The 26,277-nt window shown below is 75.9% G+C and carries 19 protein-coding genes; 5 read left to right on the top strand and 14 right to left on the bottom strand.

Translation table 11 applies throughout. The annotated features are described in order from the left end of the window. Positions 1-18 precede the first annotated feature (18 nt). The 5 genes from IPM45_15180 to IPM45_15160 form a co-directional block, all read right to left on the bottom strand. Positions 19-1,362, bottom strand: coding sequence for a phosphomannomutase/phosphoglucomutase (locus IPM45_15180; protein MBK9180882.1), 1,344 nt, complete (start codon positions 1,360-1,362; stop codon positions 19-21). Between the two features lie 11 nt (positions 1,363-1,373). After that, positions 1,374-2,348 carry a glycosyltransferase gene (locus IPM45_15175; GenBank protein MBK9180881.1) on the bottom strand — a complete coding sequence of 325 codons (975 nt, stop codon included), beginning with the start codon at positions 2,346-2,348 and terminating at the stop codon, positions 1,374-1,376. After that, a complete protein-coding gene (locus tag IPM45_15170; GenBank protein ID MBK9180880.1) occupies positions 2,345-4,837 on the bottom strand; it encodes a hypothetical protein in 2,493 nt (830 codons plus the stop codon). Before IPM45_15170 ends, IPM45_15175 begins: the two co-directional genes overlap by 4 nt. A 75-nt stretch (positions 4,838-4,912) precedes the next feature. Next, positions 4,913-5,632: a CPBP family intramembrane metalloprotease gene (locus IPM45_15165; protein ID MBK9180879.1), complete on the bottom strand. Its 720-nt coding sequence runs from the start codon at positions 5,630-5,632 to the stop codon at positions 4,913-4,915. A gap of 51 nt (positions 5,633-5,683) precedes the next feature. Further along, entirely contained in the window at positions 5,684-5,911 is a 228-nt protein-coding gene (locus IPM45_15160) for a DUF3499 family protein (protein MBK9180878.1), read from the bottom strand. 83 nt (positions 5,912-5,994) lie between these two features. Here IPM45_15160 and ftsH point away from each other — a divergent pair, with 83 nt between their 5' ends. Further along, entirely contained in the window at positions 5,995-7,995 is a 2,001-nt protein-coding gene (gene ftsH / locus IPM45_15155; GenBank protein MBK9180877.1) for an ATP-dependent zinc metalloprotease FtsH, read from the top strand. Positions 7,996-8,004: 9 nt separating this feature from the next. On the opposite strand, the gene IPM45_15150 is transcribed toward ftsH, so the two are convergent. From IPM45_15150 to IPM45_15135, 4 genes are read right to left on the bottom strand one after another with little or no spacing between them, the layout of a single operon-like run. Further along, a complete protein-coding gene (locus tag IPM45_15150; protein ID MBK9180876.1) occupies positions 8,005-8,481 on the bottom strand; it encodes a hypothetical protein in 477 nt (158 codons plus the stop codon). A gap of 12 nt (positions 8,482-8,493) precedes the next feature. After that, positions 8,494-9,189, bottom strand: coding sequence for a glycosyltransferase family 2 protein (locus IPM45_15145; GenBank protein ID MBK9180875.1), 696 nt, complete (start codon positions 9,187-9,189; stop codon positions 8,494-8,496). Positions 9,190-9,227: 38 nt separating this feature from the next. Continuing rightward, complete coding sequence (locus IPM45_15140) at positions 9,228-11,072, bottom strand: hypothetical protein (GenBank protein ID MBK9180874.1); 1,845 nt, start codon at positions 11,070-11,072, stop codon at positions 9,228-9,230. Next, positions 11,069-14,158, bottom strand: a complete 3,090-nt coding sequence (locus IPM45_15135) for a glycosyltransferase family 2 protein (GenBank protein ID MBK9180873.1) — start codon at positions 14,156-14,158, stop codon at positions 11,069-11,071. The genes IPM45_15140 and IPM45_15135 overlap by 4 nt, the downstream gene beginning before the upstream one ends. A 160-nt stretch (positions 14,159-14,318) precedes the next feature. Here IPM45_15135 and IPM45_15130 point away from each other — a divergent pair, with 160 nt between their 5' ends. Continuing rightward, positions 14,319-14,687, top strand: coding sequence for a hypothetical protein (locus IPM45_15130; protein ID MBK9180872.1), 369 nt, complete (start codon positions 14,319-14,321; stop codon positions 14,685-14,687). Between the two features lie 160 nt (positions 14,688-14,847). On the opposite strand, the gene IPM45_15125 is transcribed toward IPM45_15130, so the two are convergent. From IPM45_15125 to IPM45_15105, 5 genes are all read right to left on the bottom strand, one after another. Then, positions 14,848-15,840 carry a GDP-mannose 4,6-dehydratase gene (locus tag IPM45_15125; protein MBK9180871.1) on the bottom strand — a complete coding sequence of 331 codons (993 nt, stop codon included), beginning with the start codon at positions 15,838-15,840 and terminating at the stop codon, positions 14,848-14,850. Between the two features lie 50 nt (positions 15,841-15,890). Then, complete coding sequence (locus tag IPM45_15120; GenBank protein ID MBK9180870.1) at positions 15,891-17,864, bottom strand: S8 family serine peptidase; 1,974 nt, start codon at positions 17,862-17,864, stop codon at positions 15,891-15,893. A 29-nt stretch (positions 17,865-17,893) separates the two neighbouring features. Continuing rightward, positions 17,894-20,020: a hypothetical protein gene (locus IPM45_15115; protein MBK9180869.1), complete on the bottom strand. Its 2,127-nt coding sequence runs from the start codon at positions 20,018-20,020 to the stop codon at positions 17,894-17,896. Positions 20,021-20,113: 93 nt separating this feature from the next. Next, complete coding sequence (locus IPM45_15110; protein MBK9180868.1) at positions 20,114-21,520, bottom strand: glycosyltransferase family 4 protein; 1,407 nt, start codon at positions 21,518-21,520, stop codon at positions 20,114-20,116. Positions 21,521-21,523: 3 nt separating this feature from the next. Then, complete coding sequence (locus IPM45_15105; GenBank protein ID MBK9180867.1) at positions 21,524-22,726, bottom strand: glycosyltransferase family 4 protein; 1,203 nt, start codon at positions 22,724-22,726, stop codon at positions 21,524-21,526. Positions 22,727-22,791: 65 nt separating this feature from the next. Between IPM45_15105 and IPM45_15100 the strand changes: the two genes are divergently transcribed. From IPM45_15100 to IPM45_15090, 3 genes are read left to right on the top strand one after another with little or no spacing between them, the layout of a single operon-like run. Further along, the gene (locus IPM45_15100; protein MBK9180866.1) at positions 22,792-23,823 is read left to right on the top strand and encodes a glycosyltransferase family 4 protein; all 1,032 of its coding nucleotides are present in this window, start codon (positions 22,792-22,794) and stop codon (positions 23,821-23,823) included. Then, a complete protein-coding gene (locus IPM45_15095) occupies positions 23,820-24,791 on the top strand; it encodes a hypothetical protein (protein ID MBK9180865.1) in 972 nt (323 codons plus the stop codon). Before IPM45_15100 ends, IPM45_15095 begins: the two co-directional genes overlap by 4 nt. Continuing rightward, the gene (locus tag IPM45_15090; protein MBK9180864.1) at positions 24,788-26,272 is read left to right on the top strand and encodes a methyltransferase domain-containing protein; all 1,485 of its coding nucleotides are present in this window, start codon (positions 24,788-24,790) and stop codon (positions 26,270-26,272) included. The genes IPM45_15095 and IPM45_15090 overlap by 4 nt, the downstream gene beginning before the upstream one ends. Positions 26,273-26,277: the final 5 nt, after the last annotated feature.

Genomic DNA, 26,277 nt, shown 5'->3' with positions numbered 1-26,277 from the left:
TCCTGTGGTGGGGTCAGCTCATCCGCCGCCGCTGATCGCGGCGAGCACCTCGCGCACGTGGCGGTCGCAGTCCTCCGACGTGGCGGCCTCGAGGTTGAGCCGCAGGAGCGGCTCGGTGTTCGAGGGCCGGAGGTTGAACCACCAGTCGCCCAGGTCGACGGTGAGGCCGTCGAGGCGGTCCTGGTCGTGGTCGGCGTACAGCCCGGCCACCGCGTCGATGACGGCGAGCGGGTCGTCGACGCGCGTGTTGATCTCGCCGGAGTCGGCGTAGCGCTCGAGCGGCACCCGCAGCGTGGAGAGCGGCTCGCCCGCCAGGCACATCTGCTCGAGCACGAGCAGGGCGGCGATGATCCCCGAGTCGGCCCGGTAGTTGTCGCGGAAGTAGTAGTGGCCGGAGTGCTCGCCGCCGAAGGCGGCGCCGGTCTCGGCCATCACCTGCTTGATGAAGGAGTGCCCGACGCGGGTGCGCACCGGCGTGCCCCCGCACTCCCTGATCACGTCGGGCACGGCCTTCGAGCAGATCAGGTTGTGCACCACCGTGGATCCGGGGTTCTTGGCCAGCACCCCCTGGGCGACCAGGGCGGTGGTGAGCGAGCCCGACAGGCCACGGCCCTGCTCGTCGACCATGAAGCACCGGTCGGCGTCGCCGTCGAAGGCGAGCCCGATGTCGGCACCCGTCTCGAGCACGCGGGCCCGGAGGTCGGCCTGGTTCTCGGGCTGGATCGGGTCGGCCGGGTGGTTCGGGAACGTGCCGTCGAGCTCCGGGTACAGCACCTCCAGCTCGAAGGGAAGGCCCTCGAACACCTTGGGCACGATCAGGCCGCCCATGCCGTTGGCGGTGTCGGCCACCACCTTGAGGGGGACGAGGACCGACCGGTCGACGAAGGAGCGCACGTGCTCGGCGAAGGCGTCGAGCACGTCCTGAGCCGTGCGGTGGCCCCGCTGCGGCGCGGGAGCCAGCCCGGCGGAGGCCATGGCTCGGATCTCGGCCAGGCCCGTGTCCTGCCCGACGGGGCGGGCGCCGCTGAGGCAGAGCTTGATGCCGTTGTACTGCGCCGGGTTGTGCGACGCCGTGAACACCGCACCCGGGGCGTCGAGGCTGCCGGCCGCGAAGTAGAGGAGGTCGGTCGACGCCAGGCCGAGGTCGACGACGTCGACGCCCTGCCCGAGCGCGCCGTCGGCGAAGGCCCCGGCCAGCTCCACCCCCGACTCCCGCATGTCGCGCGCCACCAGCACGCGGGTCGCGCCCGCGAACCGGGCGAAGGCCGCCCCGATGGCCCGGCACATGTCGGGCGTGAGCTCCTCGGGCACCAGGCCCCGGACGTCGTACGCTTTGAAGACGCGGTGGAAGTCGGCAGCCATCTGCCCGAACCCTACCGGCTGGCCGCGAGGCGCCCGCGGCCCGGCCCGCCGCCCTCGGAGGCCCGGGCGGCCGGCGCCAGCCGGCTCAGGGCGCCGTCGAGGTCGTCGTCGTACGCGCCCTCGAGCGACCAGCGACGGACGCGGAACAGGTCGCGCACCATGCGAGCCGCGTCGCGGACCACCCGCACCGTCGACCGGCGGGTGTTGGCCACGGTCACCGGCTCCTCGGCGAGCGACAGGTGGTACCGCTCGACCAGGTGGAACAGCTCGACGTCGAAGGCGAACCCGTCGAGACGCCCGCGGGAGAACAGCGCCCGCGCCACGTCCGACCGGAACGCCTTGATGCCGCACTGGGTGTCGGCGTAGCGGCCCAGCAGCACCGAGGCGGTCAGCAGGTTGAACACCCGGCTGCTGAGCTCCCGCAACGGTCCGGCCTGCACCAGGGTGGTGGTGTCGTCGTGACGGCGACTGCCCACCACGACGTCCCAGCCGTCCTCCACCCGCTCCAGGAGCCGGGCGATCTGCTCGGGCGGGTACGAGAGGTCGGCGTCGGTGAAGGCGATCGTGCGCCCCCGGGCGGCCAGCACGCCGTCGCGGACGCTCGCCCCCTTGCCCCGGTTCCGCTCGTGCACGAGCACCAGGTCGGCGCCGGCCGAGCGCGCCACCGACGCGGTGCCGTCGTCGGAGCCGTCGTCGACCACGACGATCTCGAGCCCGCCGTGCTCGGCCACCGCGGCCAGCGCGGCCCGCAGGCGCGGCACGGTGCCGCCGATGCGCTCGGCCTCGCGGAACGCCGGGACCACCACGCTCAGGCGCACGTCGCCCGGCGCCACGGGCCGCAGGCCTCGCCGGTGCTGCTCACGCCGGAGGTCGGCGCGGCGAGCCCGCCGGCCCCGCAGCCTCACCACCACGCCGCCGAGCACGAGCACAGAGACGAGCAGGGCGAGGGCCCGACCGGCCGGGCGGGAACCCCGGGCGGCGCTCACTCGGGCGGGGGTGCGCCCGGCGGCGGCCCTGCCGGCGGCGGACCCGGCGGGGGCCCCGCATGGGGCGGATCCGGGGGCGGACCCGGCGGCGGCCCGGCCGTCGCCTCGGCCGGTGCCTCGGGGACCGGCACCGGCGGGCGCCTGGCCAGCAGCACGAGCCCGGCCACGCCGAGGAGGGTCAGCAGCCCGGCCAGCCAGTCGACGGGGGTCCAGCCGTAGCGGAGCGAGACCTCCTCGCTGGTCGGCACCACCACCATCAGGTTCGGGGTGACTCGGTAGGGCCCGTCGGCCCCCGACACCTGCCAGTTCGGGAAGTAGGAGGCCTTCACCAGGATCGGCACGCCCACCTGGTCGACCCGGAACGAGATCCGGTCGTCGCCGACGGTGAGGTCGGACACCGCGGCGTCGCCGACGGGCCGGCAGGGGGGCTGCTCGTCGGCCGTCGTCCGCGGCCAGGCGGCCGGACCCGACTGGGCGAGGGGCACGTCCCACCGTGACGGGTCCAGGTACCAGTCGGTCGCGACGTCGAGCCAGGCCCGCCCGCCGGTGGAGGCCAGCCCGGTCAGCACCGCCGGCTCGCACGTGAGCGCCTCGACCAGCGGGGCGTCCTGCACCTCGAAGACCACCCACGGGGGCGACCCGCCGATCTCCACCAGGTCGGGGCTCTCCCTCGCCTGCTCGATCGCCTCCGGCGAGAACGCCAGGTAGTAGCGCACGCCGAGCAGCTGCAGGTGCTGCACGCCCAGGTTCACGTCGAGCGGGCCGTAGGGCAGGTCGCGCATGGCGCGCGACGGCGCCTGCGACAGCTCCGACTGGTTGAGGAAGTGGTACGGGGTGGTGGCCGAGGACTCGAAGTACAGGCCCTCCATCGACCCGATGCAGCCGTCGGTCCAGAACGGCAGCAGCATCAGCGCCATCGGGGTGCCGTAGCGATCGAGGGTGTTGGCGTGCTCCCACATGGCCCGACCGCAGCCCTGCTCCTCGCCGATCCCGGCCATCGTCGAGACGATGCCGTAGTACTCGGGGTACGCGTCCTTGCGCTCGTAGCCCGAGTAGTTCCAGTTCGCCCAGCCCGGGACGAAGCTCGAGTCGGTCGTCTCGAAGAACAGCCAGCGGTACACCTGCTCGGTGCCGTCGGCCGTCTGGCGGACGACCTCGTGGCCGCCGGGGAGCACGCGCAGCGGGAAGCCCACCACGGCCAGCATGGCCAGGAGGCCGACGATCGGCGTGGCCCGCTCGACGAACCGGAGCGACCGGCCGGCCTCCACCGCCAGCCCGCGTGCCAGGGCCCGGCCCAGCTCGGCGAGCCCGAAGCCGGCGAGCAGGTACAGCAGCAGGTACCAGAACGGGAGGAGCCGGGCGTTCCACAGCCGGTGCTGCGGCATGACCACGAAGGCCACGCCGAACACCGCCGCGAGGAGCACGAGGAACACGCCCGAGCGCTGGCGGGTGGCCACCGCGAAGAGGGCGCCCACCACGGCCAGGCCGAGCAGCCAGTAGTGGTCGGGCCGGAAGAGCTGGTCGGTGTAGTCGGTGAGCTTCTCCCACCCCATGTCGTTCAGGTACGCGTGGCGGTAGAAGAACGGGAGCGTCCAGAAGGCCGTCAGCGCGGCCGCCACCGGCGCCACCGTGAGCGCCCACCTCAGCTGCGCCTTCCCGGGGTGCATGAGGACCAGCACCACCGACCCGGCCAGCGCGAAGCCGGCGGGTATCAGGTGGCAGAGGGCCGTGAGGGCGAGCAGCAGCGCCGCCCACGCCCGGTAGCGCCCGGTCTCGAGGCCACGGGACACCACGCCCAGGGCCAGCAGGGCGAGCGACAGGCTGATGGAGAAGGCGAACTCGCCGGCCAGGGTCGACGGGATGTTGCCGCCGTAGATCGTGAACCCCCGGTCGAACAGGAAGGGCACGGTGGCCACCGCGAGGAGGGCGGGCGCCGGGAAGCGCATCCGGGTGAGCCGCCCGAACGCCCACGCGCTGACGGGCAGGGTGAGCACCCCGAGCACCGTGACGAGCTTGAACGCGACGCCGTAGGGCAGCAGCACGTCGAGGGCCACGATGACCAGCGACGGCACGACCATGTAGAAGGTGTACGCGGGGAAGCCGGCGTACCAGTCGGGCGTCCAGCCGGTGACACGGCCGTGAGGCAGCAGGTGGTCGCGCAGGTAGGCGGGGCCCCAGACGTGGGCGCCCATGTCGCCACCGGCCGGGGTGGTGTTCGCCAGCAACAGCTCCGGCGAGAGCTGCAGCACGGTGAACACGACGCAGGCCGTCACCACCGCGCCGGTGATCCACCCCTCGACGGGCACGCGCCTGGCCCGCGCGACCAGGCGGTCGACCAGCCCCGGGGGCGGGCCGCCGCCGTCGGTGCCGGGCGGGGTGCCGGGCGGGGTGCCGAGCTCCTCGGGCGCGTCGGCGCCACCGCCCCGGTCGGCTTCGGCCGGGGCCGCGGCGCCGAGCGGCGCGGGCGGGGCGTCGACGGCGGCGTCCATGCGGGCCACATCCTGGCACCGCGACCCTCGTCGTCGGTGGTCAGCCGGCGACGGCGCGCCCGGCCACGCCGCAGCTCAACCGATGGCGACGAGCACGATCACGGTGACGGCGTTGAAGCCCGCGTGGGCCCAGATCGCCGGGCCCAGCCGGCCGGTTCGCTGCGTGAGGAGGCCTGCCACCACACCGAACAGCACGAGCGCCGGCAGCTGCAGCAGCTGGAAGTGGAACAGCCCGAACACGACCGACGACACCCACAGGCCCCAGGCGGGCCCGTACCGCTGCTCGACCGAGCGCAGGAGCAGGCCGCGGAAGAAGAGCTCCTCGACGATCGGGGCGCCCACCACCACGACGAGCGCGAGCACGAGGATGCCGATGCCCTCGGCCCGGTCGGTGAGGGCGCGCGCCGGTGCGGACACCTCACCGGGGTCGATGTCGAAGGCCCAGAGGATGGGGACGTAGAGGAGCGGCACGACCACCAGCTGGGTGAGCACGCCGATCCCCAGGCCGATGGGGGCGTCGCGGCGCTCCATGGTGAAGCCGAGCTGCGACCCGAGGGTGCCGCCGCTGCGGCGTACGGCCAGCGCCACGGCGCCACCCAGCCCGACCCACAGCGGGATCTGCAGCAGGGCCACGAGCCACAGCGGCGGATCGCCGGCCCCCTCCGAGAGGTAGCCGCCCGCGGCCAGCACGATGCCTCCGACCAGGTTCGACAGCACGAAGCCGGCGACCAGGCCGAGCACGGCGTCGCGGATGCCCCAGGGCCGGGTGACGGGGGCGGCGGGCTGGGGCTCCACGGCTGCGAGGCTACCGGCGGACCGGGCGCCGCCCGGTGGCGGGCGGGTGCGTCAGCTGGCGAAGAGCTCGCGCACCTCGACGAGGTGCTCCCGCCGGTCGTGCAGGCTCCAGCCCACCGGCACGCCGAGGGCGTCGGCGTGGCCGGCACACAGGTCGTGCGACGCCCGGTCGGGCTCGGGGGCGAGCGGATCGAGCCACACTCGCCGACGGGAGTAGTCGTAGCGGAGCGTGGCCGCAGCGGGGGTGCTGCACCCGGGCTTGGAGCAGTGCCGGCTCATCGGCGGCCACGGTACCGGCCACCGGCGAGCCGGCGGCGGATGGCCGGACGGGTGCGGACGTTCTGCCACAGGCTGCCCGTAGCATGGTGCGCATGAGCAGCTCGCCCCCCCCGCCTCCCCCGCGCGAAGGGCAGAAGCCCCCGGCGCGCAACGGCCGCGCAGGTCAGGGCTGGCCCAAGTGGACGATCTGGGTGCTGCTCGGCCTGCTGGTCGGCTCGCTGCTCCTCCCGAGCCTGCTCCGGCGGAGCACCCCCAGCGAGCAGGTCACCTACAGCCAGTTCCTCGAGAGCGTGCGCGACGGCGACGTCGAGTCCATCAAGGTCAGCAACTCCTCCGGCGAGATCTCGGGCACGTTCGCCGACGGTGGCGAGTTCCGCACCACCGGCCAGGTGCCCCTCCCGGAGGACGACCTCGCCCTGCTCCGCGAGGAGGACGTCGACGTCACCTTCGAGGCGCCCAGCGAGCCGAGCCTCCTGGCCAGCCTCCTGCCCCTCCTGCTCCCCGTGGGCCTGCTCATCCTGTTCTTCGTGTGGATGCAGCGGCGGGCGGCCGGGCAGATGACCGGGGTGATGTCGATCGGCAAGACGAAGGCGAAGACGTACACCACCGAGCGCCCCGCCACCACCTTCGCCGACGTCGCCGGGTACGAGGGCGTGAAGCAGGAGATCCGCGAGGTCGTCGACTTCCTCAAGTCGCCCGAGCGCTTCCGCGAGATCGGCGCCCGCATCCCCAAGGGTGTGCTGCTGGTCGGCCCGCCGGGCACCGGCAAGACCCTCATCGCCCGGGCGGTGGCCGGCGAGGCCGGCGTGGCCTTCCTGTCGGTCACCGGCTCCGACTTCATGGAGATGTTCGTCGGCGTGGGCGCAGCCCGGGTCCGCGACCTGTTCCAGAACGCCCGCAAGATGGGCCGGGCGATCATCTTCGTCGACGAGATCGACTCGATCGGCCGCAAGCGCGGGGCCGGGCTGGGGGGCGGCCACGACGAGCGCGAGCAGACCCTCAACCAGATGCTCGCCGAGATGGACGGCTTCGAGGCCACCGAGGGCATCGTGATGATGGCCGCGACCAACCGGCCCGACATCCTCGACCCCGCGCTGCTCCGCCCGGGTCGGTTCGACCGCCAGGTGGTCGTCCCGCTCCCCGAGGTCGACGAGCGGCTGGCCATCCTCAAGGTCCACTCGCGCGACATGAAGCTGGGTGGCGACGTCGACCTCGACCTCATGGCCCGGGGCACGCCCGGCATGAGCGGTGCCGATCTGGCCAACCTCGTCAACGAGGCCGCCCTGTTCGCGGTGCGGCGCGGGTCGATGGTGATCGAGCGGATCGACTTCGAGTCGGCGCGCGACCGCGTGATGATGGGCGCCCGGCGCGAGTCGATGGTGCTCTCCAACGAGGAGAAGCGCGTCGTCGCCTACCACGAGGGCGGTCATGCCGTGCTGGCCGCGGTGCTCCCCCACGCCGACCCGCTCCACAAGGTGACGATCCTCCCCACCGGGCTGGCCCTCGGCGTCACCCAGCAGCTGCCCGAGGAGCGCCACCTGCACACCAAGGACTACATCGACGACTCGCTGTGCGTCCGCCTCGGTGGCCGGGTCGCCGAGGAGCTGGTGTTCGGGCACATGTCGACCGGAGCCAACAACGACCTCGTCGTCAACACCGAGCTGGCCCGCAAGATGGTGCGCGAGTGGGGCATGAGCGATCGGGTCGGCCCGATGGCCTGGGGCTCGCAGGGCCAGGTGTTCCTCGGCGAGGACCTGGTCCACACCCGCGACTACTCGGACGAGACCGCCCGGGTGATCGACGAGGAGGTCGAGCGCATCCTCCGCACCCAGGAGGAGCGGGCCCGCCAGCTGCTCACCAAGCACCGGCGAGGGCTCGACCTGCTGGCCGAGGCGCTGCTCGAGCGGGAGACCGTCGAGGGGGCCGAGGTGTCCCACCTGGTGCAGCAGGGCCTGGTCGAGAGCGAGCCCGGGAGCAGCACCCCGCCGCCGGTGGCGTCCGACCTCGCCGGCGCGCTCGCCACTCCGCCACCCACCGACGGCGAGGCCGAGCGGGCGCCGGTCGCGGTCCCCACCGACGACTGAGCGGCCTGGTCACCGAACCGGCGGGGCGCCCCCCCGGTCGCTGCGGTCGCACTGGGACTCGGGGGTCGATCCCGGCTCGCGCACCTCGGCCACCGCGGCCCACAGGTCGGTGGCCGTCGGCGGGCCCACGAAGCTGGCCCGCACCACCCCGTCCGCGTCGGCCACGACGACGAGGGGCACGGCCTCGATCCCGTAGCGGCGGTGGATCTCGGGGTGCGTGCCCGCCTCCACGTCGGCCACCACCACCTCGCCGCTCTCGAGCACCGTCGCCTTCCGGACGGTGTCGGCGCACGACTGGCAGGTGGCCGACGAGAACACGGCCACCAGCCAGGGGGCCTCGGGCCTGGCGAAGTCGGCCCGGTCGACCCGGCTCGGCACCGGCCACTCGCGTGGCCGGGTGGGGGCGGTGGCGGCGCGTCGCCGGAGCAGCGCGGCCACGACGACGGCCACCACGACGAGCGCGGCCGCGAGGACGAGGCGCTCCACGGCGGCTCCCCCCTAGCGCCCGCGCCGCGCCCGGGCCAGGCGCTGGCCGAGCCCCGAGTACCGGACGATGCAGAAGAGCGCGCGCACCCCGTCACGCCAGCCGATCTTCTTGCCCTCTTCGTACGTGCGGCCCGAGTAGGAGATGCCGACCTCGTACACCCGCCACCCGCCGCGCGCGACCTTCGCGGTGATCTCGGGCTCGAACCCGAACCGGTCCTCTTCGATGGTGAAGCCGTGCAGCACCTCGCGCCGGAACGCCTTGTAGCAGGTCTCCATGTCGGTGAGGTTCAGGTTGGTGAACATGTTCGACACAGTCGTCAGGAACCTGTTGCCGACCGAGTGCCAGAAGTACAGGACGCGGTGCGGCCGGCCGGCCATGAACCGCGAGCCGTACACCACGTCGGCGCGGCCGTCGAGGAGCGGCTCGAGGAGCTGGGGGTAGTCGACCGGGTCGTACTCGAGGTCGGCGTCCTGCACCACCACGAAGGGGGCGGTCGCCTCGGCGAAGCCTCGCCGCAGCGCGGCGCCCTTGCCCTGGTTCGAGGGCTGCCGGCGCAGGCGGAGCCGTGGATCGGCGAGCGAGCGCAGCTGGTCGAGCGTGCCGTCGGTGGAGCCGTCGTCGACGACGACCAGCTCGGCGGTGTACGGCGACGCCAGCACCCGCTGGGCCACCTCCCGCACGGTGGCGACCTCGTTGTAGCAGGGCATCACGACCGAGAGGCACGGCTGGACGGACGTCGGGTCGGTCACGAGAGGGGCACCCCCATCGAGTCGGCCGTGTCGCCCCCGCCGGGGACGGCCAGGCGGCGCTCGACCACGACCGGTCCGCTGGCCTCGACGAGCAGGGACAGCTGCTCGGCCTGGACGGTGTCGGCCAGGCGGATCTCGACCCGCCCGGCCACGGGCACCTCGACGGCCTCCAACCCCGGCACGAGGGTGGGCTCGCCCTCGCCGTCGAGCGCGGAGACCGACACCTGCACGGCCGGCCCGACGGGGTTGTACAGCACGAGCACCTCGTCGAGGGTGGGGCCGGCCCCGCCCGCGGCGAGCACCCACCGCTCGGCGCCGAGCGGGGAGCCCAGCACGATCTGGGTGCCCTCACGGCCGCTCCCGGCCACCCCGTGCGCCACCCGCTCGACCACCACGGGCACGTCGTTGACCGAGCGGACCGTGACGGCGTAGCCCATGGCCGGCGGCACCCGCTCGTCGGCGCCGACATCGACGGTGGTGTACGAGTCGGGAGGGAGCGTGAGCTCGAACGGCTCCGCGCCCCCTTCGTCGAGGGTGAGCTCGACGTCGACGGCGGCCTCGCGGTCGCCCGGGTTGTACACCTGGTACCGATCGACCACGCCCTCGGCCTTGAAGCCGCCGGGGAAGTACCAGGTCTCCGCGGGGCGGGGCGCGCCGAGGCCCACCGCCAGGCCACCCACGCCCTGGCTCCCGTCGAACACCTGGTAGCGCCCCACCACCAGCCGGCCGGTGCGGCCCCGGACGGCCGTGGACACGTGGGTGCGCCGCCGGACCTGCTCGGTGAGGTCGACGGCGACGAGGCTGCGTCCCGGCACGACGAAGCCCTGCAGCTCCTGGGGCGCGAAGGGACCCTCGTTGGTGGCGAACGACAGGTCGGCCACGGCGTCGTCGGGGAAGGGGTTGAACAGGGTGATCACCTGGCGGGTGTCGCGCGTGGTGGTGCCGGCGGCGAGGTACCAGTCGGGCGACGCCGCCGACGAGCACGGGGACGCGTCGAAGCCGCTGGCGCCGAGCGCCACCTGCTCGACCACGACCTCGCCGCCGCTCAGCTCGACCGTCGCCGCCGCGAGGGGCGCTGCCAGCACGTCGGCGATGCGGATCGAGGCCCGGCCGGCCGCCGGCACGACCAGCGGCGTCGTCACCGGGTCGCCCCCGCCCACGGGGTAGACGGTGAGCGAGCCCGTCGACTCCTCGGCGGTCGGGTTGGCCGCGACCACCGACGCGTCGGCCACGCCGTCGCCCCCCGCCGGCAGCAGGGGGCAGTACCACGTGGACGACAGGGCGCCGGCCGGTGCGGCCGTGGGCATCACGTAGGGGACGTCGCGGCCGAACGAGGCGGGGGCGGGGTCGGAGGCGCCCCGGTCGACCCAGAGACCGGCCGCGAGCAGCGCGGCCACCACGGCCACCACCGGGACCCGCCGGGAGCGGCGCTCGCGGGGGGTGCGCCGCGGCCTGGGTGCCGGTTCGACCTGCGGCTCGATCTCGTCGCCCAGGTCGTGGACCTGCACCCCCACGGGTCCCGGCCCGGCGTCGGGCTCGGGCTCGGCGGCCGGCTCGTCCGGCAGCGACGTGCCCCAGTCGGGCTCGGGGATGCGGGCCAGCTCCTCGGCCTCGGCCGCGGCCCGCTCCTCGGCCGACGGCGGCTGGGCCGGCACGTCCGGCTCGGCCGGGGCGTCCGGCTCGGCCGGGGCGTCCGGGGGGGCGTCCGGCTCGGCCGGCTCGGCCGGCGCGTCCGGCTCGTCCGGCTCGGCCCCGATCGAGGTGTCCTCGGGCGGGAACTCGTCCACGGGCGTGACCTCGGGCTCCGGCGTGCCCTGCCCGCGCCTGCGGCGGCGGCTCACCGAACCACCTCCCGGCGGCGAGCCCGGATCACCAGCACAACGGCCGCGACCCAGAGCCCGATCTGCACCAGCAACGCCAGGTAGCGCCACGGCGGGGTGCGGAACTGCAGCGATCCCTCGGCACCCTCGGCCACCGTGAACCGGTTGGCCCACCCGAAGGCCTCGGCCCGAGGCGCGCCCACCCCGCCCGCTCGCAGCGCCCAGCGCGACGACGAGGCCTCGGCCACCAGCACCTCGCCGGCCGGCACGTCGCCCTGGTAGCGGGCCGGCCCCGGCTGGTCGAGCAGCACCGGCTCGGACCCGGCCAGGTCGACGCCGGCCGCCGCGGTCCAGTCGTCGGACGCCGCCACCGCGGCGGTGTCGGGCGGGAGCAGCGCCCGGGACGGCGCCCAGGCCAGGTTCTCGTACAGGGTGAGGGCGCCGTCGATGGGGATCTGCTCGAGGTCGAGCTGCGAGGCCAGACCCACCGACAGCGCCGCCGGCACCGGGTGCACCGGCATCCCGGTGAGCTCGGGCGCCGCCCGCGTGGGGACGATGACGTAGCGGACGCCCATCGGGGCGACCAACCGCCCGAAGCGGGCGGTGTCGCCCTCGGCGGCCAGCGCCAGCGCGTCGGCCAGCAGGGTGGTGGCCGGCTGCTCGCTCCCCTGCCACTCGTCGTCGATGCCCGGGGTACCGTCGCGCGAGGTGGCGAAGGCGAGGCCGTCGGCCAGACGCCAGCCGGCCAGCGGCAGCACGGCCGGGTCCCCGACCCACAGCACCCGGAAGCCGCCCTGGTCGGCCTCGTCGTCGAGGAAGGCGAGCGAGCGGTCGAAGTCGGAGCGCGGCGCGTCCCAACGGCCGTCGACGGACGCACCGAGCACCGGCAGCACGCCCACCACCGCAGCCACCCCCGCCACGACCAGCGCGGCCTGGCGCCAGCCGAACCGATGGCCGGGCAGGTCGATCTCGAAGGCGGCCAGCCCGAGCCCGGCGGCCAGGGCAAGGCCGGCGGCCGCGGGGGCCAGCAGCACGTCGGCGGGGGGCAGGCCCACCGGCACCCACCCCCGCGCGGCCGCCCACGCCAGGCCCCACGACAGCAACGCCACGCCCCACGCTCGGGCCGCCCAGGCGCGGCGCCACTCGGAGCCGACCACCAGCGGCAGCGCACCGACGATCAGGAAGGCCCAGCCGAGCGGGGCTGCGCCCAGCGGCCCGGTCTCGAAGCGGAGCAGCTGGGCCAGGTCGGGCGTGCTCCCGGCGGCCGGGATGCCACCGAAGGCCGCCCACGAGCGGCCGGGCAGCAGGAAGTCGAGGGTCCAGGGCACGTGGAGCAGCGCGGCCACCGCCGATGCGGCCAACGCCAGGCCGAGGGCGCGCGCCGTGCGGCCCACCCCGCCGACGAGCAGCGAGCCCGCCAGCAGACCCACCGCGACCAGGGGCACCAGCACGACGACGAAGGGGACCACGGTGCCGGCCAGCGCGATGACGAGGCCCAGGGCGAGGGCCTGGCGGGGGAACGAGGCGGTCGGGGCCGGCTCGGCGCGCCGCCCCCACGGCACCAGCTCGGTGGCCCGGGCCAGCGCCCCGAGGATCCACGGCGACGCGCCGTAGAGCACGAGGCCACCCCACTGCCCGGTGGCGATGGCGTTGTAGGGCAGCGGGACGGCGGCGTACACGACGAGGGCGGCGACGCGCGCCCGCCGCGACCCGGTGGCGGCGAGCAGCCGCCAGGCACCGATCAGCCCGACGGGGAGCATCCCGAGCACCACGAGCTGCTGCAGCAGGCCCATGGCGCCGAACGTGGCCAGCCCGCCCAGGCCGAGCATCCCGTAGGCCGTGGGGGCGGGCCGCTCCGAGCCCAGCCCCGACAGGCGCCAGCCCGACAGGAACTCGCGCAGCAGCGGACCGGGACCACCGGGGAAGGGTGCGAAGCCCGACACGGATGGCAACCCGCGACTCAGGAGGTGCCGCGACCCGACCAGCAGCACCAGCGCCACCGCACCCCAGGCCAGCAGGGAGAGCCGGCGCGGCCCGGGGGCGAGGGCGCGGGCGATCGACCGGCTCGCGCTGGTGATCCCGCCGCGCTCCTCCTCGCTGCCCTGGCCGCGCAGCACCGCGGCCACCGGCACGAACCCCTTCACCTGGAGCTGGCGGACCTCGCGGTCGGGCGTCTGGCGGAGGCGCCGCAGCGCCCGCCGGCGACGGAGCACGGTGCCGAGGCGCCGCAGGTTCCAGGGCCACGCGGCCGCGACCGCCTTGGCCTGTGCGCCCCGGCCGAGCAGCGCCGCGTAGACCACCTCGACCAGCGCCAGCACCGCCGCCTGCGGGAGCACGCGGAGCAGGTGGAACGCCGAGTAGCAGGTGAGGGTGGTCCGGAGCCGGTGGCGGGCGGCCAGCCGGCGCAGGTCGTCGTGCGGGCGGCGCTCGGGCAGCTCCTGGCGATGCCGCACCCGGGCCGACGGCGAGACCACCACGCGGGCGCCGGCCACGTGGGCCCGCCAGCACAGGTCGACGTCGTCACCCAGGTAGGTGATGTCGGGGTCGTAGCCGCCCAGCGTGGCGAACAGGTCGGCCCGGATCAGGGTGACGGAGCCGGGCGCGAAGAAGGCGTCTCGCACCTGGTCGTACTGCGACTGATCGAGGTCGCCGGGCTCGGCGTACGGCGACGGCACGCCGGTCTTGTCCACCGCCATCCCCACTGAGAGCAGCACCTCGGGGTCGTCCCAGGTCACGACCTTGGGCGCCACCACCCCGGCGTTCGACCGGAAGGCCTCCTCCACGAGCAGGCGCACGGCCGCGGGGTCGAGCGCCACGTCGTCGTGGCACAGGCAGTAGAAGGCCGCCCCCTCCACCAGGGCCAGGGCGTGGTTGGCGGCCCACCCGAAACCCTGGTCGTCACCCAGCCGGCGCACGTAGGCCGCCGGCAGCACCTGGGCGATCGACGGCGTCGGGTCGTCGGTGCTGCCGGCATCGAGCACCAGCACCGACAGGTTCGGGTAGTCCTGGGCGGCCAGACTGGCCAGGACCTCCTCGAACCAGGGCCCTGGATCCTTGGTGACGACGACGGCGACGACCGGCGGGGCCGTCGACGGTGCGGGATCCACGAAGGACGCAGGCTAGTGCCCGGGTCCCGACCCGACGGTGCACCGCTCGGGCCGGGCCGCGCTCGCGGACGCGAGCGAAACGCTTGCACATGTGATGCAGAGTGCTTACACTTGCAAGCATGACAGCGGGGCAGGGAGCCCCAGCACGGAGGAAGCAGCGATGCCGGAGTTCAAGCCCGAGGACATCACGAAGTACCTGAAGGACGCCGTCTACGTGGCGATCGGGTTCGGCGTCATCGTCGCCCAGCGCCTCCAGGTCGAGCGGGTCGAGCTGCAGAAGCGCCTGGAGGCCACCTTCGGCGAGTCCCGCGAGCAGTTCGAGACCACCCAGAAGACCCTCGAGGAGCGCATGAAGCTGCTCGAGGAGCGCCTCGAGGCCCTGCTCGACGAGGTCGAGGGCCGGCTCCCCGAGCAGGCCGGCGAGCTCATGAAGCAGAGCCGGGCCGCCGCCAAGGACGCCCGTGAGCGCCTCACCGGGTACGTCGCCAAGGGCGGGGTCGACAAGGGCGGGGTCGACAAGGCCGCCTGAGGATCACAGCGACCGTCGGCTGCCCCCCGGAGGCGGCCGGCGGCCGCACCACCTCCGCCCGCCATCCCCCCGGCCGGGCGGACGAGCCGGCACAGCCGGCCCGGAGACGGGCCCTTCCCCCCGAGGGCCCGTCTTCCGCGTGCGGCCCCGGAACGCGGCCTCAGACCCCCCGCTGGGCGGCCTTGCGGGCCTCGATCGCCAGGTCGCTCTCGACCATGCGACGCACGAGACCCGGGAAGTCGACGGTCGGCCTCCAGCCCAGCTCGGTGCGCGCCTTCGTCGAGTCGCCCACCAGCAGGTCGACCTCTGCCGGCCGCAGGAAGCGGTCGTCGGTGCGCACGTACCGGTACGGGTCGTCGATGTCGGCGGCCGCGAACGCGAGCTCGAGGAACTCCTTCACCGAGTGCGTCTGCCCGGTGGCCACGACGTAGTCGTCGGGCTCGTCCTGCTGGAGCATCAGCCACATGGCCCGCACGTAGTCGCCCGCGAAGCCCCAGTCGCGCTTGGAGTCGAGGTTGCCGAGCACCAGCTCGCTCTGGAGGCCCAGCTTGATCCGGGCGACCGCGTTGGTGATCTTGCGCGTGACGAACTCGAGGCCACGACGCTCGGACTCGTGGTTGAAGAGGATCCCGCTGCAGGCGAACAGCCCGTAGGACTCCCGGTAGTTCACCGTGATGTCGTGGCCGAACACCTTGGCCGCGCCGTAGGGGCTGCGGGGGTGGAAGGCCGTGAGCTCGGTCTGGGGGGTCTCGCGCACCTTCCCGAACATCTCGCTGGAGCTGGCCTGGTAGAAGCGCATGGGGGTGCCCCGTCCGCCCACCATCCGCATGGCCTCCAACACGCGCAGCACGCCCAGGCCGGTGATGTTGGCGGTGAGCTCGGGCTGCACGAACGACAGGGCGACGAACGACACCGCGGCCAGGTTGTAGATCTCGTCGGGCTGGGTGTACTCGAGCGCAGCCACCAGCGACGGGAGGTCGGCCAGGTCGCCGCTCACCAGCTCGACCCAGGGGAGCTCCTCGGTGACGAGCTCGGCCTTGGGGTTGTTCTGGCCCTTGATCAGGCCGAACACCTCGTAGCCCTGCTGGTGCAGGTGCTCGGAGAGGTAGCGGCCGTCCTGGCCGGTGATGCCGGTGATGAGGGCTCGGGGCATGGTCACCTCAGGATCCGGAGCGACGGACAGGGCATCCTAGGGCCCGCCCGTCAGGGCACGGCCACGACCGCTCGCACCACGTCGCCGCCCCACCGCGGCGCCCCGCCGCACAGCGGGCCCTCGAGCACGACCTCGGCACCGGCCGCGGTGACCACCGCACCCGACCCGTCCGCCCCCACGACCGCCCCCCTGGCCCCACCCACCGGGACCGACGAGGCCGCCAGCCGGGGCAGCCCGGCGGACCCACCCTCGGGCCGGCGAGGGTGCAGCCTCCCGGTGGTGTCGAGCACCCACACCCCGCGGCCGCCCGGGTCGACGACCAGCCGGACGGCCCGGCGGGCCCCGCCCAGCGCACCGGACGGGACGAGCGGTGGCGCCCCCCCGAACGGGGTCAGCGACCCGTCGGCCGCCAGGACCCATCCGGCGGTGGCGCTCCCCGGGGCGAGGGCGAGGTCGCGGGCCACGTCGAGGCCGGGCCAGATCGGGTCGGGCCGGGGAGCCTGCGGGGCGGGCGCACCGCCGAGCCCCACGCCCCGCACCGCCCCGTCGGCGGTGAGGAGGTACAGGCCGGCGCCGTCGGGCCGGGCGACCAGGCCGCGGGCGACGTCGCCCGCCGGCAGACCCCCGACCGGCGACGCCGGCGGCGCCCCGCCGAAGGCGTCGACCGCGCCGCCGGCGTCGAGCACCCAGCCAGCGGCACCACCCGGCGCCAGGGCCAGCCCCCGGGCCCGGTCCTCCCCCGGCCACCGGGCAGCGGCGCCGCCGGGGCCCGGGTCGGGGGCACCCCCGACGGCGACGAGGGAGCCGTCGGCGAGGAGCAGCAGGCCCCGCACCGTGCGGGGACACGCGGCCATCCCCGGGTACGGGAACCGCACGGCGTCGCCGGCGCTCAGCAGCTCGGGCGGCACGCCGGCCGGCCGGGCGGCCCCGTCGCCCAGCAGACCGGCGACCACGGCCGCGGGCAGCGCCGCCGCCCAGGAGCGGACGAGGGCGGCCGCCCCGGCCACGAACGGCGCGGCCACCGACGTGCCCGACGCCAGCGCCAGGCCTCCCCCCGGCTCGGGCACCAGCACGTCGCGCCCCGGGGCCAGCACGTCGACCCACGCCCCCCGGGCCGAGAACCACAGCAGGGAGCCGTCGCGGTCGGCGGCACCCACCGCGACCACCCCGGGATGGGCCGCCGGGTACTGCGGCACGTCGCCGACGGTGTTGCCGGCCGCGGCCACCAGCACCACGCCCCGGGCCCGAGCGTCGGCGACCGCCGCGGCCAGCACCGGGTCGTCGTCGGGGCCGTTGAACGACATGTTGATCACGGCCGCCCCGGCGTCCACCGCCACTCGGAGGCCGGCCGCCACGTCGGAGCTCCAGCCTCGGCCGAGGTCGTCGAGCACCTTGCAGGAGAGCACCCGCACACCCGGCGCCAGTCCGGCCACGCCCGACGGGTCGCCCCACCCGGCCGCGGCCACCGCGGCCACCGCGGTGCCGTGGCCCTGGACGTCGTCGAGGGTGCGGCTGTTGGTCGCCCGGCAGCCGCGGAGCACGTCCACCCTCCCGACCAGCGCGGGCAGGGTGGGGTCGACGCCACCGTCGAGCACGGCCAGGGCCACGGTGGGCCGGCCGGCGGTGACGCCCCAGGCCCGCGGGCCGTCGACGGCCACGAGGCCCCAGCGGCCGTCGACCGGCGTGCCCGAGACCCGCACCACGGGGCTCGCGACGACCCGGCGATCGGCGGTGACCGACCCCACCGCCGGATCGGCGCGCAGGGCGGCCTCCTCCGCCGGCGTGACCAGCACGGCCACCCGGCGCGGATCGACCCAGCGGAGGGGCTCGCCCCCCGCCCGGCGGACGTCGGCGGCCAGATCGGCCGGGGCGGCCGGCCGCTCGAACGTGACCACCACCCGGCGGAGCGGCTCCTCGCCGCCGTCCGCGCCGGCGGGGCGGGCGGGGCCGGCCGCCCCGGCAGCGGCCACGAGGGCCAACGAGGCGCCCAGGCCGGCGGCGAGGCGGAGGCGGGGTCGGCGCACCGCCCCCAGTGTGGCCGCGCTCCCGGACGTCAGCCCGCGCCGGGCACGAGGGCCACGTCGCGGGCGATCGGGAACCCGGGCCACGTGGCGCCGGGCGTCGGCGCCGCGGCCGAGGCCGGGGCCCGGTAGAGCCCGCCGAAGCGGTCGGCGTACAGCGCCGAGCCGTCGGCCAGGGCGGCGGCGCCGGCCGTGAACTCCGTCATGGTCCGGTACCCGCCGCCGGCGACCGGGGCGGCCCCCCCGATGGCGTGGACCCCACCGAAGGCGTCGAACACGTAGCCGCGACCCTCGCCCACGAGCACCAGGTCGCGGGCCACGTCCCAGCCCGGCCAGTAGGCCGACGAGGCCGGGCGGGCCGGGCGCGCCGCGGCACCCACGGCGAAGGGGTGGAGGCCCCCGAAGGCGTCGAGCACGTACCCACCGGTCCCCGACGGGTTCAGGGCCACGCGGCGGGCCACGTCCCAGCCCGGCCACGACGGCCCACCCGAGGCGGCCGGCGCGCCGCCGAAGGGGTGGAGGCCCCCGAAGGCGTCGAGCACGTAGCCGGCCCCCGGGTCGCCGGCCAGCAGCACGACGTCGCGGGCCAGCGGCGAGCTGAGCGTGGTGCCGCCGGGGGGGCGGGGCGGCGCCGGCGTGCGCGCCGTGCCGAAGGGGTGGAGGCGCCCGAAGCCGTCGAGCACGTAGCCGGCGCCGTCGGGGCGCACCGCGAGCCGCCAGAACACGTCCCAACCGGCGATGTAGGCCGACGGGACGGGGGCGGGGGCCCCGCCGAAGGCGTGGAGGCCCCCGAAGCCGTCGAGCACGTAGCCGGCGCCGGCGCCGGGGCCGGACGGGGTCGCCGGCGGTGCCGGGCCGGCGGCCGGAGGCGCGGCCCCGCCGGCGGAGCCCGCTCCGGCGACGGGCTCGAGCGAGAACCAGTCGGACTTGAGGCCGACGGCGGCCCGGAAGTCGGCGCCGGTCACCTCGACGGCGCCCCCGCCGAACACCAGCCGCAACCGGGTCACCCGGCCCCCCTCGGCACCGAGGCCGTTGCGGGCGAGGATCTCCACGGCCCGCAGGTCGCCCCGCTGGTAGCGGGCCTCGATGACGGCGTCGTCGATCGTCGCCGTCCAGGTCCGGTTGGGGTTGGCGGTGGTGTCGTCGCCCGCGTCGGGCACCGCCGGGAAGACCCCGCCGGCGGTGTACCCGCCGGTCGACGACGAGTACTCGGTGGCCACCGGCACGCCGTTGCGGAGCCGCACCTTGCCGGCGGTGGCCCGGATCGCCCCGTCGATGCGAGGGTCCTCGTTGAGCTGGCGGACGCCGCCGTTCGTGCTGCGGGCGAAGCCGGCGTACGACTGGCACGCGCCCGAGTCGCACACGTCGGCGTAGGCGTAGCGGTTGGACCCGAGGGCGTACGAGCGGGCCGCCACCGCCTGGGCCTTCACGGCCTCGGCCCCCCGGCCACCGCCCGCGTCGACCCACCCCGCCGGCACCTCGCGGGTCACGCTGCTGCGCAGGTACTGCTCGACGGGCACCGCGTTGACCACGCGGGTGGTGCCGTCGGACTCGAGGATCGCGACCGAGCCCCGGTACCAGCGGGTGGTGGGGCCGTCGCACAGCTGGAGCATGTCGTCGGGGTTGTCGTTCGACGCCGGCGGGAGCACGTCGACCCGGGTCGCCTGCACGACCGCGGGTCGCGGGGTCCACGGCCCGGCGCACCCGGGGCCGTCGTACACCTGGAACCGGCCGGGGCCGACCCGCTCGACGTAGAGGGCGCGGCGGGGCTGGCGTCCACCGGCCAGCCCGTCGTCGGCCGACGTCGTGAGCCGCCCGGAGCCCGACGCCACGATCAGGGCCTCGCCGTCGAAGGCGGTGAGCCGGACGCGCACCTGGCGATCGACGGGCACCGTGCCGAGGGTCGTGCCGCCGTAGTAGTGGTCGAGGATCTGCTGGTACGACCAGCCGTCGTCGACGGCGTAGCCGTAGGCGCCGTACTGCCCCATGCCCCGGCCGTGGCCCCAGCCCCGCCCGTACACGACCAGGTCGCCGGTCACCGGCACCTCGCTCGCCGACGCCGGCGCCGGCGCCACGGCGACGGCCAGGACCGGGGTCAGCGCGGCCAGGGCGAGCAGCGCGGCCACCACCCGGGGCTGGGGCTTGGTGCGTCTGGTCACCTGCGCGTCCTCCGAGGGATGAGGCGGCGGCACGCGCACAGGGGCGGCCCGCCGGACCGGATCCGGACGCCCGCCGCCCCTGAGTCCGGGATCCTATCGGCCGGAGCCGCCCGGGGGTGAGCCACCCTCCTCGAGGTCGGCGATGGCGGCGTCGCGGAGCCGGTTGAGCTGGGTGACGAGCGGATCGATCTGCCAGGCGGTGAGGCGCCGCACCCACCGCTTGGCGCCGCTGGCGCCGGGCCGGGCCGACACCGCGCGCGGCAGCCCGAGGGGCGGCACCCGCCGCAGGTTGGCGGCCCGCCGGTCGGCGCCGCGGGTCGCCACCCCGACCCCGAGGAGCGCCTCGCCGTCGACGGCGGGGACGGCGCCGGCGCCGGCCACGTCGTCCTCGGCGGCACGCTCGGCCCGGGCCCGGCGACGCACCTCGGCCTGGAGGGTGTCGTGGTCGGCACCGGCCGGCCAGGGAGCCGACTCGACCGCGGCCGTCGGCAGCGGCTCGTCGGGGGTGGCCCCGACGGCCGCCCACAGCGCGGCGCGCAGCTGCTCGTCGTCGTCGACGAGCGTGGTGCCCGGCGGCGCCTGGTCGGCCAGCCCGCCCACGCGGGTGGCCACGACGGGCCGGCCGTAGAGCCGGGCCCGCTCCATCACGCCCGACGACCAGATGAACCGGTACGGCAGCACGACGGTGTCCGCGGCGACGATCCAGGCGTCGAAGGCCTCGTCGCTCACGTAGGCCTCGTGCAGGGCGGTGCCCGGCGTGGCCGCGACCAGGTCGCGCAGCTCCTCCAGGTGGGCGAGGTACTCGGGCTCCTCGACCCGGACCGACCCGACCACGTCGAGGGCGGCGCCCAGGCGGTCGAGACCGCGGAAGGCCCGCACCGCCCGGTCGAAGCCCTTGTGGGGCTGGACGAAGCCGATGGCGAGGAAGCGGTGGCCGCGCTGGGGCAGGCCGAGCCGGCGACGGGCGTCGGCCTGCGTCAGCCCCGTCCGCCGCTCGAAGTGCCCACCGTGCTCGACGACCTCGATCCGCGCCGGGTCGAGCCGGTAGGCCCGGGCCAGCTCGTCGCGCTCGGTGTCGGTGTGGACGACGATCCGGTCGACCGACCGCCACATGGCCCGGGCGAGGGCCCCGGCGGGGTCGCGCCGCTGGCCCAGCTCGCGGTTCACCTCGTGGGCCCGGACCTCGACCGCCTTCGCGCCCCGGAAGCACACGAGCAGGCCGGCCGTCACCTCCGTGAGCTCGCGGGCGGTGGCCGGGTACGGGTAGAAGACGTCGGGGTGCCACTGCACGATCAGCCGGTCGTACGCCCGCACCCGCTTGGCCAGCGCCAGCGGCCCCCGGCGCCCCTTCAGGTCGAGGTGGTGGTGCGCGGCCGACGGGCCCGGCGACAGCACCTCGACGTCGTGGCCCTCGGCCCGCAGCCGCTTCACGTGCTGCACCGCGTAGTTGGCGATGCCGTCGCGGTTCGGGGCGTAGGGCGTGACCATGAGGATCCGCACGGCTCAGCCCTCGCCCGCGGGGAGCCAGGCGTCGAGGGTGGCCTCGACCCGGTCGAGCACCGCCCCCATGTCGTAGTGCTCGAGCACGTAGGCCCGCCCGGGCTCGGCCAGCCGGCGCGCCGCGTCGGGCGCGTCGGCCACGAAGCGCAGGCACTGCTCCAGCTCGGCCTCGTCGTCGTACACGAGACCCGCGCCGGAGCGCTCGCAGTGCCACCGCACCACCGCCGAGGCCGCGTTGGCGATCACCGGCGTGCCGGCCAGCCACGCCTCCATCACGGTGCGGGAGAAGCTCTCGTACGCGCTCGGCTGCAGGTAGGCGTCGGCCGCCGCGAAGGCGTCGTTGCGCTCGGCCTCGCTGACGAACCCGAGGTCGACGACCCGGTCGGCGATGGCCGCGGGCGGGTGCACGTCGCCCGTGCCCATGGTGACCAGCGAGAAGGGCAGCCGGTGGCGCTCGGTGGCCCGGGCGAAGGCGTCGAGCAGCACCTCCCAGTTCTTGGCGCCCTCCCGGCGGCCGGCGTAGAGCAGGAACCGCCCCTCGACCCCGTGGCGACGCCGGAACCCCTCGGGGTCGTACGCGGTGGGCACCGTGATGCCGGCACCGACGACCTCGCGGGGAGGCAGCAGCGGGTGGATCGCCTCGGCCAGGTCGCGCTCGGGGTCGGCCAGGAACCACAGCCCGGCGCTGCCCGAGAACAGCGGGCGGAACAGCTCGAGGCGAGCCTCCGGCTCGTCGTGGAGGCAGGGCATCAGGATCGTGCGGCTCGGGGCGACCTGGCCGCAGGCGAACGTGGTCCAGAACAGGTAGGGGGCGAACACGAGGGCCCGGTAGCCGTCGCTGTGGTCGAGGAGGTGGTGGAACAGCTCGGGCACCCGCAGGTCGTCGTTCATCCACCGCTGCTGCATCGTGATGTCGACCGGCGCGCCGGTGAGGATGGCGTGGTGGATGGCGGCCCGCTCGGCGCGGGGCGTGTCGACGACCGTGGGGAAGCGCCGCACGGTGACGCCGTCGGGGGTGGCGGCCACCCCGGGCGGGTACTCGTTGGCCCACGTGAAGTGGTCGCGGGCGCAGGTGGTGAGGATCTCGACGTCCCAGCCCCGGCCTGCCAGGCCCTGGGCCAGCTCGGTCACCACCGCCTCGGCGCCGCCCACCACCTCGTCGCCGTAGCGGGGCGGCACGAACCCGATGCGCCCGGTGCGTCCCACGGGAGAGGCACCTTACCGGCGTGGAGCGGGCCGGCCCGACCAGGCTGCGTAGACTCGCCCGCCTCATGGACGTGCTCGTCTGCGGCACCCAGGTGCCCTTCATGTACGGCGGCGCCGAGCAGCTCACCGAGAACCTGGTCGGCGCCTTCCGAGCGGCCGGACACCGCTGCGAGGCGGTGCGGCTCCCGACGGCGTGGGATCGCGAGCGGCTGCTCGACGCGGCGCTGGCCTGGCGGCTGCTGCCGCTGCAGGCCGACCTGGTCGTGGCCACCAACTTCCCCAGCTACTTCGTGCGCCACCCCCGCAAGGTCGTCTACCTGTTCCACCAGCACCGCGGCGCCTACGACCTGGCCGGGAGCCGGTGGAGCGACCTGGCCCTCGACGAGGACGCGCTGGAGACCCAGCGCCAGCTGGCCGAGTGGGACACCCGGGCCCTGTCGGAGGCGGAGCGGATCTTCACCATCTCGGGGGTCGTGAGCGAGCGGCTCGGCCGCTTCAACGGGCTGGCCTCGGAGCCGCTGTACCACCCCGAGCCGCTGGCCGACCGCCTCCACCCCGGCCCCTTCGGCGACGAGGTGTTCTGCGCGCTCCGGCTCGAGCAGAACAAGCGCCCCGAGCTGCTGGTGGAGCTGATGGGTCACGTGCGCTCGGGCGTGCGGATGGCCATCGCCGGGCGCGGCACCCGGGCCGAGGCGCTCGCGTCGCTGGCCCGGGAGCGGGGCGTCGACGGCCGGGTCGAGCTGCTCGGCTTCGTCGACGACGACGACCTGGTGCGGCGCTACGCCTCGTGCCTGTGCGTCGTGTACGCGCCCTACGACGAGGACCTGGGGTACGTCACGCTCCAGGCCTTCCGGGCCGGCAAGCCGGTGGTGACGGCCGGCGACGCCGGCGGCGTCCTCGAGTGGGTGGAGGACGGCGTGAACGGCTTCGTCACCGACGGCTCGCCCGAGGCCATGGCCGCGGCCGTCGACCGGCTGGACGCCGACCGGGCCCTCGCGGCCCGGATGGGCGAGGCCGGGCGGGCCACCGTCGAGCGGATGGCCGGTTCGAGCTGGCAGCCCGTGGTCGACCGGCTCCTCGGCGGGAGCGCGGGGTGACCCTCCCCGGCCGGGCCGACCGGCCCCGGGTGGGCGTCGTCGTCGACCCGCTGCGCCCGGGGCGGCTGGAGCCGTTGCTGCGGGTGCTGCGGTCGTGGTGCGACGTGCGGGCGTGGCAGCCCGACCTGCCCGACGTGGCGGCCGTGGTCGCGACCTCGTGGCGGGCGCCGGTGCTCGACGAGGTGACCAGGGCGTCGCCGGCCGTGCCCGTGGCGGTGGCCGTCGACGCCGCCGACCCGCCCCCGGAGGAGGTGACGGCGCGGGCCTCGGTGCTGATCGTCGACGGCGATCCCGGTGATACCGGCGATTCCGGCGGTGGCCCGACGGTGCTGGCCCTGTCGCGGTTCGGGATCGACGGGCGCGACGTGCGGCCGCTGCCGCCGTTCGTGCGCGCCCGGTGGCGCCAGCGCCTCGGCTTCCCCGACGATCTCGACGTGGCCGTGGGCGTCGGCGGGGCGCCGCCCCTCGACGAGGCCGCGGCCCGCACGGCCCTGGCCCTGGCGCCCGCCGCGGTCGTCGCCGGCGCCTGGCTGGTCCCCGCGCTGGCGCTGGGCACGGCGGTGGTCACCGACGCCCGGTCGGCCGAGGCCGTGGGGGCCGTCGGGGGACGCCACGTGGAGATCGGCGGGGCCGGGCCGGACGACCTTGCCGGCCCCGCGGCCGGCGCGGTCGCGGCGGCCCGCGCGCTGGGGGCCGACTGGCGGCGCGCCGCCGCCGTGGGCTGGGCCGGCCGGCTGCTGGTCGAGGAGCGCCACGACCTGTCGACGGTGGCGCGGGCCCTGGCCGCGGCCCTCGGGCTGGTGGCGCCGGCGACGCCCGGCGGCTCCCTCGACCCCGCCGGGCGGCTGCAGGCCGGCCTCGACCAGCTGCACACGCCGCCGTTCGCCCGGGTCGCCGTCCGCGCCCGAAGCGCCTGGGCGTCGCTGGCGGGGCCGCGGGCCGAGGCGTGGGAGGCGGCGGTGCCGTGAGCGTCCACCCCGACCTGACGGCCGGTCGCGTGGCCCGGCTGCGCGCCGGCCTCGGCCTGCCGCCCCGCCCCCCCGGCCCCGACTCGGGTCGGCCCCTGCTGCCGGCGGGGGCGGCGGCGCCAGCGCAGGGGGCCGACGCCTCTCCCACGGCCTCTCCCACGGCCTCTGCCACGGCCTCTGCCACGGCCTCCCCCACGGCCTCCCCCGCGGCCTCTCCCGCAGCCGGGGCCCGGGCCAAGGCGGCGCTGAGGGCCGGCCTCCGGCGGGTGCTCGCCCCCGTGGCCGGGCCCCTGCTGAACAAGGTGGCCGACTCGGTGGCGTGGCGGGCGGTGGGCCGCTTCGAGGAGCGCCTGAGCGAGGCCCTGGCCGATCGCGTCGACCCGCTGGCCCGCCGGCTCGACGCCACCGACACCCGCCTCGAGCTGTGCCTGGCCCAGATCCGGGCCCTGGTGCCCGCGATCGACGCGCTGACCGCGGTGGACGCCAACGCCCACGTGCTGGTCTCGGGGCGCAAGGCCCTGGACGAGCTCCCGGCGCTCACCGTGAACCTCGAGCTGCTGAAGGCCCAGCTGCTGGCCTACGAGCGCACCCTCGAGCTGCTGGGGCGGGCCATCGCCCCCGACGCCGGCCTGCCCGCCGCCCCGGCCCGTCTGGCCGAGCAGCGGGCCCAGCTGAACCGCCTCGAGCGGTCGCTGCGGGGCGAGCTGGCCGCGCTGGCCGCCCAGGCCCGCCCGGGCGAGACCCCGGTCGCCGAGCCCGCGGGCGAGCCGCCGCGCGGAGCGCTCCCCACCGAGGTCGCGTTCGACTACGTCGACTTCGAACGCCGCTTCCGCGGCGACCCGGCCCAGGTGCTCGACCTGCAGCGCGGGCGCTACCTCGACCTGCTGCGCCACCACCAGCCCGTCCTCGACGTCGGCTGCGGCCGGGGCGAGCTGCTCGAGGTGCTGCGCGCCGAGGGGATCGAGGGGTCGGGCATCGACCTCGACGCCGGGATGGTCGAGGTCGCCCGGGCCAAGGGCCTCGACGTGCACCGGGCCGACGTGCTCGCGCACCTGCGCTCGCTCCCCGAGGGAAGCCTGGGCGCCGTCGTCAGCCTCCAGGTGATCGAGCACCTGCCGTTCGAGGTGCTGGTGGAGTTCGTCGACCTGGCCGTGTCGCGGCTGCGCCCGGGCGGCCTGTTCGTCGCCGAGACGCCGAACCCGACCGCGCTCATCGTGCTCGGGCACTCGTACATCCTCGACCCGAGCCACGTGTGGCCGATCCACCCGTCGCTCGCGGCCTTCCTGTGCGAGCGGGCCGGCTTCGCCGACGTGCGGGTCGAGTTCTTCTCGCCCGCCGACTACTACCGGCTGTCGCTGGTCGACGCCGGGCCCGAGGCCCCGCCGTGGGTCGCCACCATCAACCAGGCCCTCGAGCGCCTCAACACCGTGCTGTTCGGCCCGCAGGACTACGCCGTCATCGCCACGACGCCCCGCGGGTGAGCGCT

The sequence above is a fragment of the Acidimicrobiales bacterium genome, from assembly GCA_016716005.1.
Lineage (GTDB): Bacteria > Actinomycetota > Acidimicrobiia > Acidimicrobiales > JADJXE01 > JADJXE01.
Note: the sequence above shows the minus strand (reverse complement) of the source record. Positions and strands in the feature narration are given on the sequence as shown.